14 protein-coding genes are annotated in these 17,165 nt (G+C 72.0%); 7 read left to right on the forward strand and 7 right to left on the reverse strand.

Going from position 1 to position 17,165, the window contains the following annotated elements; translation table 11 throughout:
* Positions 1-121: 121 nt before the first annotated feature.
* Positions 122-1,312, forward strand: a complete 1,191-nt coding sequence (locus tag OG736_RS03630; protein ID WP_327181109.1) for a glycoside hydrolase family 64 protein — start codon at positions 122-124, stop codon at positions 1,310-1,312.
* Between the two features lie 81 nt (positions 1,313-1,393).
* On the opposite strand, the gene OG736_RS03635 is transcribed toward OG736_RS03630, so the two are convergent.
* The gene (locus OG736_RS03635; RefSeq protein WP_327181110.1) at positions 1,394-3,796 is read right to left on the reverse strand and encodes a M4 family metallopeptidase; all 2,403 of its coding nucleotides are present in this window, start codon (positions 3,794-3,796) and stop codon (positions 1,394-1,396) included.
* A gap of 370 nt (positions 3,797-4,166) precedes the next feature.
* Here OG736_RS03635 and OG736_RS03640 point away from each other — a divergent pair, with 370 nt between their 5' ends.
* The 3 genes from OG736_RS03640 (at position 4,167) to OG736_RS03650 (ending at position 6,258) form a co-directional block, all read left to right on the forward strand.
* A complete protein-coding gene (locus OG736_RS03640) occupies positions 4,167-5,015 on the forward strand; it encodes a class I SAM-dependent methyltransferase (protein WP_327181111.1) in 849 nt (282 codons plus the stop codon).
* A 101-nt stretch (positions 5,016-5,116) separates the two neighbouring features.
* A complete protein-coding gene (locus OG736_RS03645; RefSeq protein WP_327181112.1) occupies positions 5,117-5,428 on the forward strand; it encodes a hypothetical protein in 312 nt (103 codons plus the stop codon).
* A 2-nt stretch (positions 5,429-5,430) separates the two neighbouring features.
* Entirely contained in the window at positions 5,431-6,258 is an 828-nt protein-coding gene (locus tag OG736_RS03650) for an MHYT domain-containing protein (RefSeq protein ID WP_327181113.1), read from the forward strand.
* On the opposite strand, the gene OG736_RS03655 is transcribed toward OG736_RS03650, so the two are convergent.
* On the reverse strand, positions 6,218-7,618 hold the full coding sequence (locus OG736_RS03655) for an NtaA/DmoA family FMN-dependent monooxygenase (RefSeq protein WP_327181114.1): 1,401 nt from the start codon (positions 7,616-7,618) through the stop codon (positions 6,218-6,220). The two genes, OG736_RS03650 and OG736_RS03655, sit on opposite strands and share 41 nt — an antisense overlap.
* A complete protein-coding gene (locus OG736_RS03660) occupies positions 7,615-8,724 on the reverse strand; it encodes an LLM class flavin-dependent oxidoreductase (RefSeq protein ID WP_327181115.1) in 1,110 nt (369 codons plus the stop codon). Before OG736_RS03660 ends, OG736_RS03655 begins: the two co-directional genes overlap by 4 nt.
* 311 nt (positions 8,725-9,035) lie before the next feature.
* Here OG736_RS03660 and OG736_RS03665 point away from each other — a divergent pair, with 311 nt between their 5' ends.
* Together OG736_RS03665 and OG736_RS03670 are read left to right on the forward strand one after the other, a co-directional pair.
* Positions 9,036-10,541 carry a metallophosphoesterase family protein gene (locus OG736_RS03665; RefSeq protein WP_327181116.1) on the forward strand — a complete coding sequence of 502 codons (1,506 nt, stop codon included), beginning with the start codon at positions 9,036-9,038 and terminating at the stop codon, positions 10,539-10,541.
* Between the two features lie 75 nt (positions 10,542-10,616).
* Entirely contained in the window at positions 10,617-11,651 is a 1,035-nt protein-coding gene (locus tag OG736_RS03670) for an LLM class flavin-dependent oxidoreductase (RefSeq protein ID WP_327181117.1), read from the forward strand.
* 6 nt (positions 11,652-11,657) lie between these two features.
* Here OG736_RS03670 and OG736_RS03675 read toward each other — a convergent pair whose 3' ends face one another.
* Positions 11,658-12,653, reverse strand: coding sequence for a TauD/TfdA dioxygenase family protein (locus OG736_RS03675; RefSeq protein WP_327181118.1), 996 nt, complete (start codon positions 12,651-12,653; stop codon positions 11,658-11,660).
* 201 nt (positions 12,654-12,854) lie between these two features.
* Between OG736_RS03675 and OG736_RS03680 the strand changes: the two genes are divergently transcribed.
* Positions 12,855-13,685, forward strand: a complete 831-nt coding sequence (locus OG736_RS03680) for an aldo/keto reductase (protein WP_327181119.1) — start codon at positions 12,855-12,857, stop codon at positions 13,683-13,685.
* 63 nt (positions 13,686-13,748) lie between these two features.
* Here the strand turns inward: OG736_RS03680 and OG736_RS03685 are convergent, their stop codons facing one another.
* The 3 genes from OG736_RS03685 to OG736_RS03695 all read right to left on the reverse strand — a co-directional run bounded on the left by OG736_RS03685 (position 13,749) and on the right by OG736_RS03695 (position 17,060).
* Complete coding sequence (locus OG736_RS03685) at positions 13,749-16,091, reverse strand: SpoIIE family protein phosphatase (RefSeq protein ID WP_327181120.1); 2,343 nt, start codon at positions 16,089-16,091, stop codon at positions 13,749-13,751.
* A gap of 112 nt (positions 16,092-16,203) precedes the next feature.
* On the reverse strand, positions 16,204-16,671 hold the full coding sequence (locus OG736_RS03690) for a peroxiredoxin (RefSeq protein WP_327181121.1): 468 nt from the start codon (positions 16,669-16,671) through the stop codon (positions 16,204-16,206).
* Positions 16,668-17,060: a DoxX family protein gene (locus OG736_RS03695; RefSeq protein ID WP_327181122.1), complete on the reverse strand. Its 393-nt coding sequence runs from the start codon at positions 17,058-17,060 to the stop codon at positions 16,668-16,670. The genes OG736_RS03690 and OG736_RS03695 overlap by 4 nt, the downstream gene beginning before the upstream one ends.
* Positions 17,061-17,165 lie beyond the last annotated feature (105 nt).

Consider the following 17,165-nt stretch of genomic DNA (forward strand, 5'->3'; position numbering starts at 1 on the left):
TCCTTTTCTGTCTCCGCCTCTGTCCACATTGTTGACATGGGCACAACCCCGATGCGACTTTGAGAGCGCTCTCAACATGGTACGGACCAACCCCACAGGCCTACCCGCACGGAGGTGGAGAGTGCTCTCAAGGATCACGCACGCACTCAGAATCGCCGGAGCAGCCGCTCTCGTCGGCGCACTGCTCTCTCTCGGTCCCCCGGCCCAGGCAGCCGTCCCCGACACCATCCCGCTGAAGATCACCAACAACTCGGGGCGCGGCGAACGCCTCTACGTCTACAACCTCGGCACCCAGCTGACGACGGGCCGGCAGGGCTGGGCGGACGCGAACGGCACCTTCCACGCCTGGCCCGCCGGCGGCAACCCGCCCACACCCGCGCCCGACGCCTCGATCGCGGGCCCGGCCGCCGGGCAGTCCGCCACCATCCGGATCCCCAAGTTCTCCGGCCGGGTCTACTTCTCCTACGGACAGAAGCTCGACTTCAGACTGACCACCGGCGGACTGGTGCAGCCGGCCGTGCAGAACCCGACCGACCCGAACCGGAACATCCTTTTCAACTGGTCGGAGTACACGCTGAACGACTCGGGGCTGTGGCTGAACAGCACTCAGGTCGACATGTTCTCCGCGCCGTACGCGGTCGGCGTGCAGCGCGCCGACGGGACCACCGTCAGCACCGGGCACCTCAAGGCGGGCGGTTACAACGGCTTCTTCAACGCCCTGCGCGGACAGCCGGGCGGCTGGGCGAACCTCGTCCAGACCCGGTCCGACGGCACCGTACTGCGGGCTCTCGCCCCGCTGTACGGGGTGGAGACGGGCGCCCTCCCGGCGAACGTCATGGACGACTACGTCAACCGCGTCTGGCAGAAGTACGCGACGAACACGCTGACCGTCACGCCGTTCGCCGACCAGCCGGGCACCAAGTACTACGGCCGGGTCTCGGGCGGGGTCATGAACTTCACCAACTCCTCCGGCGCGGTCGTGACCAGCTTCCAGAAGCCGGACGCGGCCAGCATCTTCGGCTGTCACCGACTGCTGGACGCGCCGAACGACGCCGTGCGCGGACCGATCTCCCGCACCCTGTGCGCGGGCTTCAACCGCTCCACGCTCCTGGTCAACCCCAACCAGCCGGACACCACGACGGCGAACTTCTACCAGGACACGGTGACCAACCACTACGCCCGCAAGATCCACGCGCAGATGGCGGACGGCAAGGCGTACGCGTTCGCCTTCGACGACGTCGGGCAGCAGGAGTCCCTCGTCCACGACGGCTCGCCGAGCCAGGCGTACCTGACGCTCGACCCGCTGAACTGAGGGGAACTGAAGCGAGCGCGCACGACGACGTCCCGCACGCGGAGGGAGCCCGCGTGCGGGACGTCGTCGACGGGGAGCGGATCAGCCGGTCGTGACGGCGGTGTCGTCCACGACGAAGCTGGTCTGGAGCGAGGAGTCCTCGACGCCCGAGAACTTCAGCGCCACGGTGGAGCCCGCGAAGGAGCCGAGGCTGAAGGACTTCTGGACGTACCCGGTGGCCTTGTTGAGGTTGGAGTAGGTGGCCAGGGTGGTGGACCCGGCGGTGACCGTCAGCTTGTCGTACGCGGTGCTGGTGCTGGTCTCGGCCGAGTCGATGTGCAGGTAGAAGGTGAACGTGGTGTTGGTGCAGCCGCTCGGGATCGTCACCGACTGCGACAGCGTGTCGGTGTGGGTCGACCCGTAGCCGTCGAGCCAGGCCTTGTAGGAGCCGGTCCGGGCCGCCTGGCTGCTGGAGTTGGTGATCACACCGCTCGTCGCCGTCCAGGTGGTGCTGCCCGACTCGAAGCCCGCGTTGCCCAGCAGTTGTGTGGCGGTGCAGGAGCCGCCGCCGGTGGAGCTGACCGTCCAGGTGAACGACGCGGTGGCGGTCGCGCCGGTGCTGTCGGTCACCGTGACGGTGGTGCTGGAGGAGCCGGCCGTGGTCGGCGTGCCGGAGATCAGACCGGTCGAGCTGCTGATCGACAGGCCGGCGGGCAGACCGGTCGCGGCGTACGTCAGCGAGCCGCTGTTGGTGCTGCTGGCGGAGATCTGCAGGCTCACCGCGGTGCCGACCGTGGCGGACTGGCTGCCCGGGTTGGTCACCGAGACGCCCGTCGACGGGACCGTGATGTGGCTGCCGACGTTGATGCCGGCGAAGGCGTTGCCGACCCCGGCGTACTGGGTGGAGCTGGAGCCGTACAGCGCCGAGGCCGCGCTGAGGGCGGCGGTGCGGGCGCCCGCGTAGTTGGTGCTGGACGTCATGTACGTCGTCAGCGCCTTGTACCAGATCTGAAGGGCCGCGGCCCGGCCGATGCCCGCGACGGCGACGCCGTCGGAGGTCGGGCTGTTGTAGGTGACGCCGTTGATGGTCTTGCTGCCGCTGCCCTCGGAGAGCAGGTAGAACATGTGGTTCGCCGGGCCCGAGGAGTAGTGGACGTCGAGGTTGCCGACGCCGGAGTACCAGCTGTCGGCGGAGCCGCCGTCCTTGTCGGGCTCGTCCATGTACCGCAGCGGGGTGCCGTCCCCGTTGATGTCGATCTTCTCGCCGATGAGGTAGTCACCGACGTCGGAGGAGTTGTTCGCGTAGAACTCCACGCCCGTGCCGAAGATGTCGGAGGTCGCCTCGTTCAGACCGCCCGACTCACCCGTGTAGTTGAGGTTCGCGGTGTTGGAGGTGACACCGTGGCTCATCTCGTGGCCGGCGACGTCCAGCGAGGTCAGCGCGTGGGTGCTGCTGGTGCCGTCGCCGTAGGTCATGCAGAAGCAGTCGTCGTCCCAGAAGGCGTTGACGTACGCCGTGCTGTAGTGGACGCGGGAGTAGGCGGCGACGCCGTCGTTCTTGATGCCGCTGCGGCCGAAGGTGTTCTTGTAGAAGTCCCACGTCGTCTGGGCGCCGAAGTGCGCGTCGACGCCGGCGGTCTGCGTGTTGGATCCGGAGCCGGTGCCCCAGGTGTCGTCGGCGTCCGTCATCAGGGTGCCGGTGCCCGACGTGCCGTTGTTGAGGCTGTACGTCTTGTGCGTGCCGCGCGTGGTGTCGTTCAGCTGGTACGTCGAGCCGGACAGCGTGGTGCCGATGGTGACGGTTCCGCTGTACTGGCTGTTGCCGGTGCCGGTCTCGATGCCCTCGAACTGGGAGAGCTTCGCGCCGGTGGCGGCGTCGGTGATGACGTGCAGCTTGCTCGGCGTGCCGTCGTCCTGGAGGCCGCTGACCACGGTCTCCCAGGCGAGCTTGGGCGTGCCCTCGCCGGCCCAGATCACCTTGCGCGCGCTCTGGGCGGCGGGGTTCTGCGCGTCGAGCGCCTTGGCCGCGGTCAGGGCCTTGGTCTCGGCGGCCGCCTTGCTGTACGTGGCGGTCGTGGACTTGACCGAGACGGTACGGCGGTTGTTGTTGAAGGTCGTGCTCACCGTGCCGGCGGCCAGCGAGGCCGGGGGCGTGTGCACGACGAGGTCGCCGCCGAGGACGGGCAGACCGGCGTAGGTCCGCTCGTATCGCGTGTGCAGGGTGCCGTCGTTGTCCTTCACGACGTCCTTGACGACCAGCTTCTCCTGGGCGCCCAGGCCGAGGGACTCGGCCGTGTCCGTCGTCTTCGCCTCGGCGCTCCTGATCAGCGTCGTGCGCTGGGCGGGAGTGAGGTCGGCGGGCAGGCCACCGGCGCGCACGGGGCTGGGGTGGGGGGCTGCGGGCAGCGCGGTCGCCGGAACCGTCTGGACACCGAGGGCCACGAGTGCGGCGGTGGAGAGCAGGGCCGCTCCGACCGTGGTCCGCTTGCGGGGGTTGGGTCTCACTCGTTCTCCTACTGCGGCGGCCGTGGGGAACGGCCGGTGACAGACCGGGCAGACGGGTGTGCTGTCCGGGACGAGCTGAGTTGTGCGGGACCGTGAGCACGGGAAGACAACTTGCCGCTGGTGCGCGGTAGTTGGGTGGGAGAATGGCAGGCTTGACAGTGGCATGTCAGCCAAAGCCGGACGCTTCGAGGGTTATCCCTCGGTGCCGGGCGGGGACGGAGCCCCCACCCCCCGACCCCGCTGTGAGAACCCTGTGCGTCCACTGTCCCGGCGGCCGAGGGTCGGGCCGCTCGGGCCGGTGTGCGCCGCCCCGGCCGTGAGATCATCGACCACCGGACAAAGGGGATCTGCGCGAAGGCGGTGGGCGGACGTGGTGGCCGGGTGGGAGTGGGACGAGACGTTGTTCGCGGGCACCGCCGCGCACTACCGGCGCGGACGGCTCCCCTACGCCCCCGGGCTGGCGGACGTGCTAGCCGAGGCGCTGTGTCTGGACGGACGAGGGCGGCTCCTCGACGTGGGATGCGGACCGGGGATCCTCGCCCTGACGCTGGCCCACCTGTTCGGTGAGGTCGTCGGCGTGGATCCGGACGCGGAGATGATCGCCGAGGCCAGGCGTGAGGCGGCCGCGGGAGGAGTGGCCGGGAAGGCTCGGTGGGTGCGGGCCCGAGCCGAGGAACTGCCCGCGGGTCTGGGGCGGTTCACCGTCGCCACCTTCGGCCAGTCCTTCCACTGGATGGATCGCGAGCTGGTGGCCGCGACCACCAGGGACATGCTCCTGCCCGGCGGGGCGCTGGTGCACATCTCCGACCTGAAGACCGAGACGCCCACCGTCGACGGTCTTCCCCATCCGGCGGTGCCCGGCGCGGCGATCGAGGAACTGATCAGGCGCTACCTCGGGCCGGTCCGACGGGCCGGCCGGGGCGTGCTGCCGCAGGGCACGCCCGGCGGTGAGGCCGCGGTGCTCGCCCGCACCGGATTCTCCGGTCCGCAGCGCCATGTGGTGCCCGGCGGACAGCCGCTCGCGCGCACAGCCGACGACGTCGTGTCGGGGGTGTTCTCGATGTCGTTCTCGGCTCCGCACCTGTTCGGCGCGCGCCGTGACGCGTTCGAGGCGGACCTGCGTCGACTGCTGCGGGAGACGTCCGCGTCGGGCCGGTTCTCCGAACGCCGACCGAGCACCGAAGTCTTCGTCTGGGGAAAGGACACCTCGCCCCGGTGACCGGGCTCGGACCCGGTGGGTGGGCGCCGGCGCGGTAGGCGGGACGGGCGCCCGGGCGGCCCCCCCTCCCCCGGGCCTCGGCGAGTTCGGCGGACACGCTGTTGTGCACCGGTACCGGTACCGGTACCGCCACTGTCACCGTCACCGCCACTGTCACCGGCGCGAACAGGCTCGCGATGCTCGGGATCAAGGACGTCGTCACCCGGGAGAACGCGTCCGGCCGCAAGGGGCGCGAGCACGTCCTCGGACCGGCCCTCCGGAAGGCGAACCGACCCGGCCGGGACGGCGGCAGGCTCTCCCGAGCCGGCGTTCACACGGACGTGACCGTCGACTCTCAGGAAACGCTTGCTTTCACCACTCCCTTACCCGTAGACACGTTCTTCACGAAGAGTCGTCACTTCGGGGGGAGTTGATGATGGAAGGCACGATAGACGGATTCCGGTACGGGGCGGTGACCCCGGTGGCGGCTTTTGTGATGGCCTGCATGGGAGGGGCGCTGGGGCTGCGCTGCATCGTGCGGACGCTGCTCAACGACGGTTCATGGAAGCCGGGTTGGCTGGCGCTGGGGGCCGCGTCGATCGGCTGTGGCATCTGGACGATGCACTTCATCGCCATGATCGGCTTCCAGGTGGAGGAGACCCGGATCGGCTACCACGTCGGTCTGACCGTGCTGAGCCTCGCGGTCGCGATCGTGGTGGTCGGTGTCGGTGTGTTCATCGTGGGCTACCGGGGCGCCGGCCGGGCGTCGCTGTCGCTCGCGGGGGTCGTCACGGGCCTCGGGGTCGCCGCCATGCACTATCTGGGCATGGCGGCCCTGCAGCTCAACGGCGCCATCGAGTACACGCCGAGCACGGTGGCGCTGTCGGTGCTGATCGCCGTGGTGGCCGCGACCGCCGCCCTGTGGGCGGCCGTCACGATCCGGGGGTTCCTCACGAGCCTGGGCGCCAGCCTGGTGATGGGCGTCGCCGTGTCCGGGATGCACTACACGGCGATGGCCGCGGTCAGCGTCCATGTGCACGGAGCGACCTCGTCGTGGGCCGGCGACAGCCCCACCTCGCTGCTGCTGCCGATGCTGATCGGGCCGGTGATCTTCCTGCTGCTGGCCGGGGTGGTGGTGATGTTCGATCCGCTGCTCGTGCTCGGCGACGGCGAGTGGAACCGGCCCGCCCGGACGGGGCGGGCCGGTACGGCGGAGGAGGCGGTCAGCCCGCCTGCCGTCCGTCGGTCGTGGAGCGGTGGGTGAGGGGCTCGCGCAGGCCCAGGTGGTCACGGAGCGTCCTGCCGGTGTACCGCGTGGGGTAGACACCGCGTTCCTGGAGTTCCGGGACGAGCAGGTCGACGATGTCGTCGAGGCCGTCCGGAATGAGGTACGGCGTCACGTTGAAGCCGTCGACGGCGCCGTGCCGCACCCAGTGGGCGAACCGGTCGGCGAGTCCGGCGGGGGTGCCGACGTGCCCGCGCTGCGGTCCGAGGGCGATGACGGTCTCGCGCAGCGTCCAGCCGTGGGCCTCCGCCTTCTCTCGCCACTCGGCGACCACCGTGCGCGGGTCGGCGACGCGCCGGGCACCGAAGGAGCCGTCGTTCTCGGCGACGACCGGGTCCTCCTTGGGCAGCGGTCCGTCGGCGTCCCGGTCCGAGAGGTCGAGGCCCCACAGCAGGCCGGCGACACCCAACGCCGTTGCGGGTGTGACCTGCTGGAGACGGATCCAGCGCTTCTTCTCCAGCGCCTCCGCCTCCGTCGCCCCGATGATGATCTCCGTGCCCGGCAGGATGCGCAGGTCGTCCTCGGGCCGGCCGACGGCGAGCAGTCGCCGCCGCAGGTCCTCGGCGAACGCGAGCGCGTCGTCGAAGTCGTTGCCGTGCGCGGAGAAGACGACGTCGGCGTTGCGGGCGGCGAAGTCGCGTCCCTCTCCGGAGTCCCCGGCCTGGAAGATCACCGGGTGACCCTGGCCGCTGCGGGGCAGGGTGGGGGCGAGGTCGACGTCGAACTGCGCTCCCCGGTGCCGGACCCGGCCCACGGCTCCCGGCGTCGCCCAGGCGGGGGCACCCGCGGCGCCGGAGACGGCCCCGTCGGCCCAGCCGTCCCACAGGGCGCGGGCCACGGTGAGGAACTCCTCGGCGCGCCGGTAGCGGTCGGCGTGGTCGAGGTAGCCGCCGCGCCGGAAGTTGGCGCCCGTCCAGGCGTTGTCGGTGGTCACCACGTTCCAGCCGGCGCGGCCCTCGGAGAGCAGGTCGAGGCCGGAGAGCCGGCGGGCCAGGTCGGCGGGTTCGTTGAAGGTGGTGTTGGAGGTGCTCACCAGGCCGATCCGGTCGGTGACGGCGGCCAGCGCGGCGAGCTGGGTGATGGCGTCGGGCCGTCCGGCGACGTCGAGTTCGTGGATCAGTCCGTCGACCTCGCGAAGCCGCAGCCCCTCCCCCAGGAAGAACGCGTCGAACAGGCCCCGTTCGGCGGTCTGCGCGACCCAGCGGAAGTTCGCGGGGTCGATCTGGGAGCCGCTGGCCGGGTCGGACCAGACGGTCCAGTGGTTGACACCCTGGAAGAAGACACCGAAGTGCAGTCGGGCGTCCGGCCGGGGGACGTCGAGGGGGTCGGTGCGGGTCATCGGGTCTCCTGAAGGGCCTCGAGGTCCGGGCCGGCGGCGTAGCGGTTGGCGGGGCGCTCCAGGCCCAGGTGGGTGCGCAGGGACGCGCCGGGCAGCGGGCGCAGGGCGAGGCGCCGCTCGAAGAGGTGCGGCAGGACGAGCCGGGACAGCTCCGGCAGATCCTCGTCGAGCACGAGCGGGTGCAGGCGTACGCCGTCCACGACGCCCCGCAACCGCCCGAGCAGGACGGCGAGTCCGGACGCGGAGCCGATGTGGCGCAGCCGTCCCCGGTCGGTCCAGGGCGCGTGCTGCTCGAGGTCGGCGACGCGCTCCTCGGCGGTGGCGTGGGCCGTGTCGAGGGCGACCTCGATCTCGGCGAAGGTGCGGGGCGTTCCCGCGCCGTCGGCGGCCGCGGCGACCGCGGTGAGGTCGCGGCCCTCGACGAGGGCGACGTCGAGCTGCCCGGCGGGGACGCGGTCGGGCCGGCCGAGGACGACGAGTTGTCCTTGGGGCGGCCGCGGCACGATGGCCGGGCCCTTCACCGCGTAGGCGTCGCCGGTGAAGTCGACGTAGTGCAGCCGGTCGCGGTCGAGGTATCTGCTGGTGGCGACGGACCGGACGACCGCGTCGTCCTCCCAGGAGTCCCACAGGGCGCGGACGACCTCCACTCCGTCGCGGGACTCCCGGGCACGGGCGGCCTCGCCGTCGACGTGCGGACGGCCCCAGACCCGGGCTGCCTCGGGACGCTCCTCCTCGCCCACCACCCAGCCGCCGCGCCCGGTCGAGATGTGGTCGAGGGACGCCAACTGGCTGGAGACGTGGAAGGGTTCGGCGTAGGTGACCGGCACGACGGGCGCGATACCGATGACGCTGGTCGACGCGGCGAGGAACGCGGCCCGCTCGACCGCCCCGATGCGGCCGACGACGTCGGGGGTGCCGCCGGGCGGCAGCGCGCCGTCCGCGAGGGTGATCAGGGTGAACCCGGAGTTCTCCGCGGCGGCGGCGACGCGGGCCACCCGGCGTGGGGTGAGCAGATGGTCGGGCGAGTGGGCGGCGCGGCGCCAGGCCGCGGGGTGGGCGCCGTCACCGTCGAGTTCGACGGCGAGCCGCAGGGCGGGACCGGACAACGGGAGTTCCTTCCGGAGGCACGACGAGTCGACCGGCCCGACGGGCCGGCGGGGGTCAGCGGCGTGCGGAAGGACAGACGGCGGAGGCGGTACGGCAGTAGTCGACATGCCGTCGGGTGATCAGCCGCGTGCCTGTGCCGACACCGTGCGGTGTCGTGCCAGGTGCGCGCATCGGGGGCCTCCGCCCTTCGTGACAGATCGCTTCAACCTACGTGGTCGGCCCCGGAAAGTGTCAAGGGCATTAGATGCCGGTGCATGAACCCGGCAGGGTGGACTCCTGTCGCGCTGTGGATCATTGCTACGGTGCACCGGTGTCTGACTCCTCACGCGATACCGCCGAAGGCGCCGGCTGGGTCGGCGCCGACCGAGGCGCGTACCGGCAGCTCATGCCGGACCGGACCGAGAAGATCTCGTGGCTGGACCCCAGGATGCTGTGGGCCGCCCGCAACGGCGTGCTGGCTTCGTGGTTCGGCGACCCGACGGGCCGTACCCGCGGCCGCCTGGTGGCGCAGCGGACGGCGGCCGGCGCACCCGAGGACAAGGTGATCCGGCGCACGGACCCGGACGGTTTCTCCTTCATGGTCATCGGCGACACGGGTGAGGGCGACGATCCTCAGTACGCCGTCGTACCCGGCTTTCTGAGGGCGAGTCAGGGCACGTCCTTCGCCGTGCTCGCCAGTGACGTGATCTATCCGGTGGGCAGCGCCGACGACTACGGCACCAAGTTCTTCCGCCCGTACCGGGATTACCCGGCTCCCATCTACGCGATACCGGGCAACCACGACTGGTACGAGGACCTGGGCGCGTTCATGCGGGTCTTCTGCGGCGACGCCCCGCCCCTGCCCGCCGAGCCCGCGCCTCGCCTGCTCAGCCGCGCCAGGCTGCGTGCCCTGCTGTGGCACCGTCCGCGCCCGCACGACGGTCAACGCCTCGCCGAGGCCCGCGCGTTGAGGTCCGCGACCGGCCAGCAGGCGGTGCAGCCCGGGCCGTACTGGGCGATCGACGCCGGCCCGGTGCGGATCATCGGCATCGACACCGGGCTGCTGGGCACGCTGGACGCCGAACAGGGCGCGTGGCTGCGCGCGGTGTCGCAGGGCCCGCGCCCCAAGATCCTCGTCACCGGCTCGCCCCTCTACGTCGACGGCGAGCACCACCCGTGCCCCGTCGAGGGCGGCGGCACGGTCGACGACATCGTCAGCGCGCCCGAGCACCACTACGTGGCGGCCATAGGCGGCGACATCCACAACTACCAGCGCTACCCGGTGCGGCTGGCCGACGGGCGCACGCTCCAGTACGTGGTCGCGGGCGGTGGGGGCGCCTTCATGCACGCCACGCACACCATCCCCCGGGTGTCCGTCGCCGGCGTCACCGAGCGGGACTTCCGCTGCTATCCACTGCGCGGCGACTCCCTCGCCTTCTACAGCCGGCTCTACGGGAGCCGGCTGCGGCTGCGCCGGTTCTTCGCCCTCACCGAGACCGAGGCCCAGGCGGTGGTCGCCGAACGGCTGGGCATCCCGCCGACCCGCACACCGGGCCCGGAGGTCAGGGTGACGCGGCGGATCCGCCTGCTGGCCGGTCTGCTGGGCACCGGGAGCCGCCCGGAGCGCCGCAAGCGGTTCCGGCTGCCGGTGCGCAAGATCTACACCCAGCTCTTCTCGCCGAGCTCGGTGACGTACAGCCCGCCGTTCTTCAAGTGCTTCCTGCGGCTGGACGTCACACCGGAGTCGGTCCGGCTGCGCTGCTTCGCGGCCACCGGGAACCGCGCCCAGGAGCTGAACCCGCCGGTCGAGGACGAGGTCACGATCCCGCTGGTCTGACACGACCGCTCGCGACTCTCCACGAAACAACCGCCGACAACCGCCGTACGGCCGCAGAACGATGGAGGAACCCCCGTGCCTTCGACCTCACGCCCCCTGCGCAGGCTGGGCTTCCTCACCATCGGGCTGTTCGACGCGGACGATCCGGGCCGGGGGCACGAGACCACGCTGGAGATCATCGAGCTGGGTGAACGGCTCGGCTTCGACAGCGCCTGGGTGCGCCACCGGCACCTCCAGTACGGCATATCCTCCCCCGTCGCCGTCCTCGCGGCCGCCTCGCAGCGCACCCGGCGCATCGAGCTCGGCACCGCGGTCATCCCGCTGGGCTGGGAGAACCCGCTGCGCCTCGCGGAGGACCTGGCCACCGTCGACATCCTCGCCGGGGGCCGGCTCAACCCGGGGGTGAGCGTCGGCCCGCCGATGCACTACGAGCAGGTCAAGGAAGCCCTGTACCCGGACACCGCCGACGCGGAGGACTTCGGCTACGAGCGGGTGCGGCGGCTGCTGGACCTGGTGCGCGGCAAGTCCGCCACCGACTTCAGCGGGGTCGAGGGCTTCGAGGTGTTCTCCGACGTGGTGCAGCCGCACTCCCCCGGTCTCGGCCGCCGCCTGTGGTACGGCGGGGGCAGCCTGGGTTCGGCGCGGTGGGCCGGGGAACACGGCATGAACTTCCTCACCAGCAGCGTGGTCAAGGCCGAAGGCCCGGACGACACCAGGGACTTCGCCGAGATCCAGCTCTCCCACGTCCACGCCTTCCGCGCCGCCCACCCCGACGGCGAGGCGGCCCGTGTCTCGCAGGGTCTCGTGGTCATCCCCACCGACTCCGCCTCACCCGAACAGCGCGCGAGGTACGAGGAGTTCGCGGCGAAGCGGCTCCCCCGTACGGCCTCGCCGCAGGGCCCGGCCCGGCTGCTGTTCGCCCCGGACCTGGTCGGCACCTCGGACGAGATCGCCGAACGCCTGCACGCCCACGCCGCGTTCCGCGAGATCGACGAGGTCGCCTTCGCCCTGCCGTTCACCTTCGGGCACGAGGACTACGTACAGATCCTCACCGACATGGCGACGAAGCTGGGTCCGGCGCTGGGATGGCGTCCCGGCGCCGGAGCGTGAGGACCCTCACCAGCGGCCCGGCTCGGTTCCCGTCACCGGCTCGGACGGCCTGCCGTCCACGCCGACGGGGATCTCGCCGGTGAGCATCACCCGGTGCATCGTGCGCGGGAAGCGCAGATGCGCGTTGTCGCTCGGCGCGAGGTGGATGGTGGCGCGGTTGTCCCAGAACGCCACGCTGCCCGGTTCCCAGCGGAAGCGGACCGTGTACTCGGGGCGGGTCGCCTCCTCCAGCAGCATGTCCAGGATCGCCCGGCTCTCCGCGCGGGAGAGGTCGGTGATCTGCTCGACGTAGTAGCCGTTGACGTACAGCACACGTTCCCCCGTCTCGGGGTGGACGCGTACCAGGGGGTGTACCGAGGCGACCTGGTGATCGAGCAGGTGGCGGACGTACGCGTCGTCGCCGGGGCGGGGCTGGTAGCCGACGCCGAGCCGGTGCTCGGCGCGCAGTCCGGCCAGGAACTCCCGCAGGGGCACGGAGAGTCCGGCGTGGGCGGCCGCCAGGTTGGACCAGGTCGTGTCACCGCCGTAGGGCGGTACGGTCTCGGCGCGCAGGATCGTCGCGGCCGGCGGGTCGACGCGGGCGCCGTGGTCGCAGTGCCAGCCGCGCAGAAGGGTGTGCCGGCGGCGCCGGAGCCACTCCTCGTGCTCCATGCCGAACTTCCCGCCCAGTTCGAGGCGGTCGGCGGTCGTCTCGATCTCCGGGAAGTCCGCCGGTGACGCACCACCGCGCCTGCGCAGGACGACGGGTTCGCCGAACCGTCGCGCGAACGCCACATGTCCGGCGTGGTCGAGGCGCTGTCCGCGGAAGAACACCACCTTCCAGCGCAGCACCGCCGCCCTGACCACGGCGACCTGGGCGTCGTCGAGTCCCGCGGCCAGGTCGACGCCCTCGATCTCGGCGCCGATGTGTCCGGCGACCGGCTTCACCTCCACTCCGGCCGCCCGCGCGGCCTTCTCGGCGGTCGGGTCGTCGAAGGGGGTGGCCCGGCTGTCCGTCGTCATGCGTGCTCCGCTCGTCTTCACTCGTCGTCCGTCACGGCTCCGGGAAGATCGTGACAGCGAATCGACGGCCTGGCGACAGCGCCTCGGACACCCCTGGCGGAGTCGGAGGGCCCGCCCCGCGGCCTCCGGTTGATCGATCCCCGTCCCATCGGTGAGGCTGGTGGGACGACACGGACGACACAGCCGAGGAAAGGTCCCCTGGTGAGCAACATCCCGGAGCACACGCTCAACGACGGTACGAAGCTCCCGGCCCTGGGTCTGGGCACCTGGCCGATGGACGACGCGGAGGCTGAGCGGGCGGTGGCCGAGGCGCTCGGCCTGGGCTACCGGCTCGTCGACACGGCGACGAACTATCGCAACGAGAGCGGAGTCGGGCGGGGCGTGGCCCGGGGCGGGGTGCCGCGCGAGGAGATCGTGGTGGCCACGAAACTGCCCGGCCGCCACCACGGCTACGAGGAGACCCTCGCCTCCTTCGAGGAGTCCCGGCAGCGGCTCGGCCTCGACCACGTGGACCTGTACCTGATCCACTGGCCGCTTCCCCGGGTCGACAGGTTCGTCGACTCCTGGCGGGCCATGATCAAGCTCCGCGAGGACGGCCTGGTCCGGTCCATCGGTGTCTCCAACTTCACCGCCGAGCACATCGAGCGGCTGGAGAAGGAGACCGGCGTGCTGCCGTCCGTCAACCAGATCGAGCTGCACCCGCTCTTCCCCCAGGACGAGCTGCGCGCCTTCCACGAGGCGAAGGGCGTCCGCACGGAGAGCTGGAGCCCGCTGGGCCGCGGTTCGGCGCTCCTGGAGGACCCGGCCGTCGTCTCCGTCGCCGAGTCGCTGGGCGTGACGCCCGGCCAGGTCGTCCTGCGCTGGCACCTCCAGCTCGGCGCGGTCCCCATCCCGAAGTCGTCCAGTCCCGAGCGGCAGCGCGCCAACCTCGACGTCTTCGGCTTCGAACTCGGGCCGGCGCAGCTGGCGGCGATCGCGGCGCGGCCGCACCGGCGCCTGGGCGGCGACCCCGAGGTGCACGAGGAGTTCTGAGCGGTGACGGCAGCGTCCGGCTCCGTCGGTGCCGCTCCCCGGGGCGGCACCGTCCAGGAGTGATCACCCGGGCTCCAGCGACTGCTCCGCCCAGATCGTCTTGCCCCGGTCCGTCTGCCGGCTGCCCCAGCGCTGGGTGAGCTGCGCGACCAGCAGCAGGCCGCGCCCGCCCTCGTCGAAGGCGTGGGCGCGGCGCAGGTGCGGGGAGGTGGAACTGCCGTCGGACACCTCGCAGATGAGGCTGCGGTCGCGGATCAGCCGGAGCCGGATGGGGGGTGCGCCGTAGCGGATGGCGTTGGTGACGAGTTCGCTGACGACGAGTTCGGTGACGAACGCGGCCTCCTCCAGGCCCCACGCCGTCAGTTGCTCGGTCGCCGCCTGGCGGGTGGCGGCGACCTGGGCGGGGTCCGGCTCGACGTCCCAGGCGGCGACCTGGTCCGCGCCGAGCGCCCGGGTACGCGCGAGCAGCAGCGCGACGTCGTCGCCTGGCTCTTCCGGCAGGACCGCCTTGAGCACGGTGTCGCAGAGGGCGTCGAGCGAGGCGGCGGGCGCGGTCAGGGCGCTGCACAGCTCGCCGGTGGCGCGGTCCACGTCGCGGTCGCGGTCCTCGATCAGGCCGTCGGTGTAGAGGGCGACGACCGCGCCTTCGGGCAGCTCCAGTTCGACCGCCTCGAAGGGCAGTCCGCCGACTCCGAGCGGGGGCCCGGGGGTCATCCGGACCAGCTGTGCGGTGCCGTCGGGCAGGACGACGGCGGGGGCCGGGTGCCCTGCGGCGGCGAGGGTGAGGTGGCGGCTGACCGGGTCGTAGACGGCGTAGAGGCAGGTGGCGCCGAGCTCCGCGACGTCCTCGCCTGCGTCGTCGTACGCCGCGAGGTGGGTGACGAGGTCGTCGAGGTGGGTGAGGAGTTCGTCGGGCGGCAGATCCACGTCGGCGAGGGTGCGCACGGCCATGCAGAGCCGGCCCATGGTCGCCGTCGACGGGATGCCGTGTCCGACGACGTCGCCGACGACGAGGGCGACCCGGCTGCCGGAGAGGGGGATGACGTCGAACCAGTCGCCGCCGATGCCGGCCGTGGAGCCACTGGGCAGATAGCGGTGGGCGACCTCGACGGCGACCTGTCCGGGCAGGCCGCGGGGCAGCAGGCTGTGCTGGAGGGTGAGGGCGGTGGTGCGTTCGCGGGCGAAACGGCGGGCGTTGTCGATGCAGACGGCGGCCCGGCTGGCGAGTTCCTCGGCGAAGACGGCGTCGTCGGCCTCGTAGTCGTCCGGATGGGCGATACGGACGCCGACCAGGACTCCCAGGGTGGTGCCCCGGGCCCGCAGGGGCACCGCGATCACCGAGTGGACCCCGCTGCGGAAGCGACGGCCCTCGGGAGCGAGCGCGTTGCGTTCGGCGAGCCAGCTCATGAAATCGGGCTCGCCCGCCTGGATACGGACGGCATGCCCGTCCCGCAGGGCGCGCGCGGGCGGACTGAAGGGCGGATGGACGTCGGTCTCGCCGAGGCGGACCGCCGCCTCAGGGGTGCCCTCGTGGGCGGAGCCGTGGGCGACCCGGCGCAGCACGACCTCACCGTCCGGGACAGGCGGCGGCTCGTCGGCGCCGAGGACCCAGTCCAGCAGGTCGACGCTGACGAAGTCGGCGAAACGGGGAACCAGGAGATCGACCACCTCCTCGGTGGTGCGCACGATGTCCAGGGTCGTACCGATCGAGGCCGCGGCCTCGTTCAGCAGGGCCAGCCGCTGGCGGGCCAAGTACTGCTCGGTGCTGTCGAAGGCGGCCAGGGCGACACCGACGACCTCGCCCGACGGCTCCCGCACGGGCCACATCTCGGTGGTCCACGCGTGCTCCCGGTTGAGGGAGGGGGCGCCGGTCCAGCTCTCGTAGCGGATCGGACGGCCGGTCTCGGCGACATGGCGGAGGTGCCAGTTGAAGCCGCGGCTGTGCTCGGCCTCCTGGACGGTGTCCTGGAAGGAGCGGCCGAGCAGGACGTCCTCGGAGACGCCCATCACCTTGCAGGCGACCTCGTTCAGCCGCAGATAGCGCTGGTGCGGGTCGAAGACGGACATGGCCATGGACGCCTGCTGGAAGGCCCGCTCCGCGAGGGTCGGTTCCGGGCCCGAGGGCCGTTCGGCGGTGAGGGCCCAGCCGGCGGGCTCCCCATCGGGGCCGAGCACCGGGCAGGCGGTGACGGTCAGGGTGACGTGCTGGCCGTCGCGGTGGCGTACGAGAGCGGGCCGGGTCCACGCCCGCGCCGGAAGCGGCGGGAGCTCCTCGACGAGCAGGTCGACCGCGGCCCGGCCGACGGCCTCCTCGGCCGCATGGCCCGTCAGCAGACGCGCACCCTCGCTCCAACCCGTCACGATGCCGTGAGCATCGATGACCGCCGCAGCGACGACATGCTCCATGTCGTCAAGAATGGTCCCTTTGTCCCGACGCATCAACCGCGACGGGCCGACCTCGACGGGCGGCCGGGGCGCACGGCGCTCCCGGCCGCCCGGGCCCACTTCCTTCTGCGGCTCAGGCGCGGTGGGCGCGCAGTGCGTCGAGGGCGCGGTCGGCGTGCGTGTTCATCCGCAGCTCGCTGCGGACGACCTCCAGAACGGTGCGGTCCTTCGCAATGACGAAGGTGACCCGCTTGGTGGGGGCGAGGGAGAAGCCGCGCTTCACCCCGAACCGTTCCCGCACCGCCCCGTCGGCGTCGGAGAGCAGCGGCATGCCGAGCGAGTGCCGGCCCGCGAACTCCTGCTGGCGGTCGACGGAGTCCCCGCTGATCCCGACGGGCCGGGCGCCCACGGCGGCGAACTCGGCCGCCAGATCACGGAAGTGGCAGGCCTCGGCGGTGCAGCCCGCGGTGAGGGCGGCGGGGTAGAAGAAGAGGACCACCGGCCCCTCGGCGAGCAGGTCGGTCAGGCTGCGCACCGTGCCGGTCTCGTCCGGCAGCGCGAAGTCCTCGACGACGTCGCCGGTCTCCAGGGCCTTGGTCATGACCGTCCCTCCGTGATCTTCGCGGCGCCGTCGGCGACGTTGCGGGCCCACAGCACGAGGGGCACCTGGAAGGGAAGCCGGGCCACCGCTGCGGCCTTGAGCGGGGTGGGGCGGTGCCGCCAGTCCCACGCCATCTTGACGTTGGCGGGGAAGACGCCGACGAAGAGCCCGGCCGCGGCCAGCGCGGCCGTCCTGCGGGTCCGCGGCAGGGCCACGCCCGCCGCCAGCGCCAGCTCGGCCACACCGCTGGCGTACGTCCAGGCCCTGGGCGAGCCCGGGAGCGTGCGCGGGATGATCGCGTCGAACGGGCGCGGCACGGCGAAGTGGGCCACGCCCATGCCGGCCAGCAGGCCCGCCAGGAGCAGGGGTGAGCGTTCGGACCGGGACACGGTTCCTCCTCTGATGACCTGGCGCCCGACATTACTGGAGGGTAAGCGGAACTCCGGCGGCGGGGTCGCGAGGCGGGACCCCGGAGCGGGGCTCCCCCAACTCGG

The organism is Streptomyces sp. NBC_01334, assembly GCF_035983595.1.
GTDB lineage: Bacteria > Actinomycetota > Actinomycetes > Streptomycetales > Streptomycetaceae > Streptomyces > Streptomyces coriariae.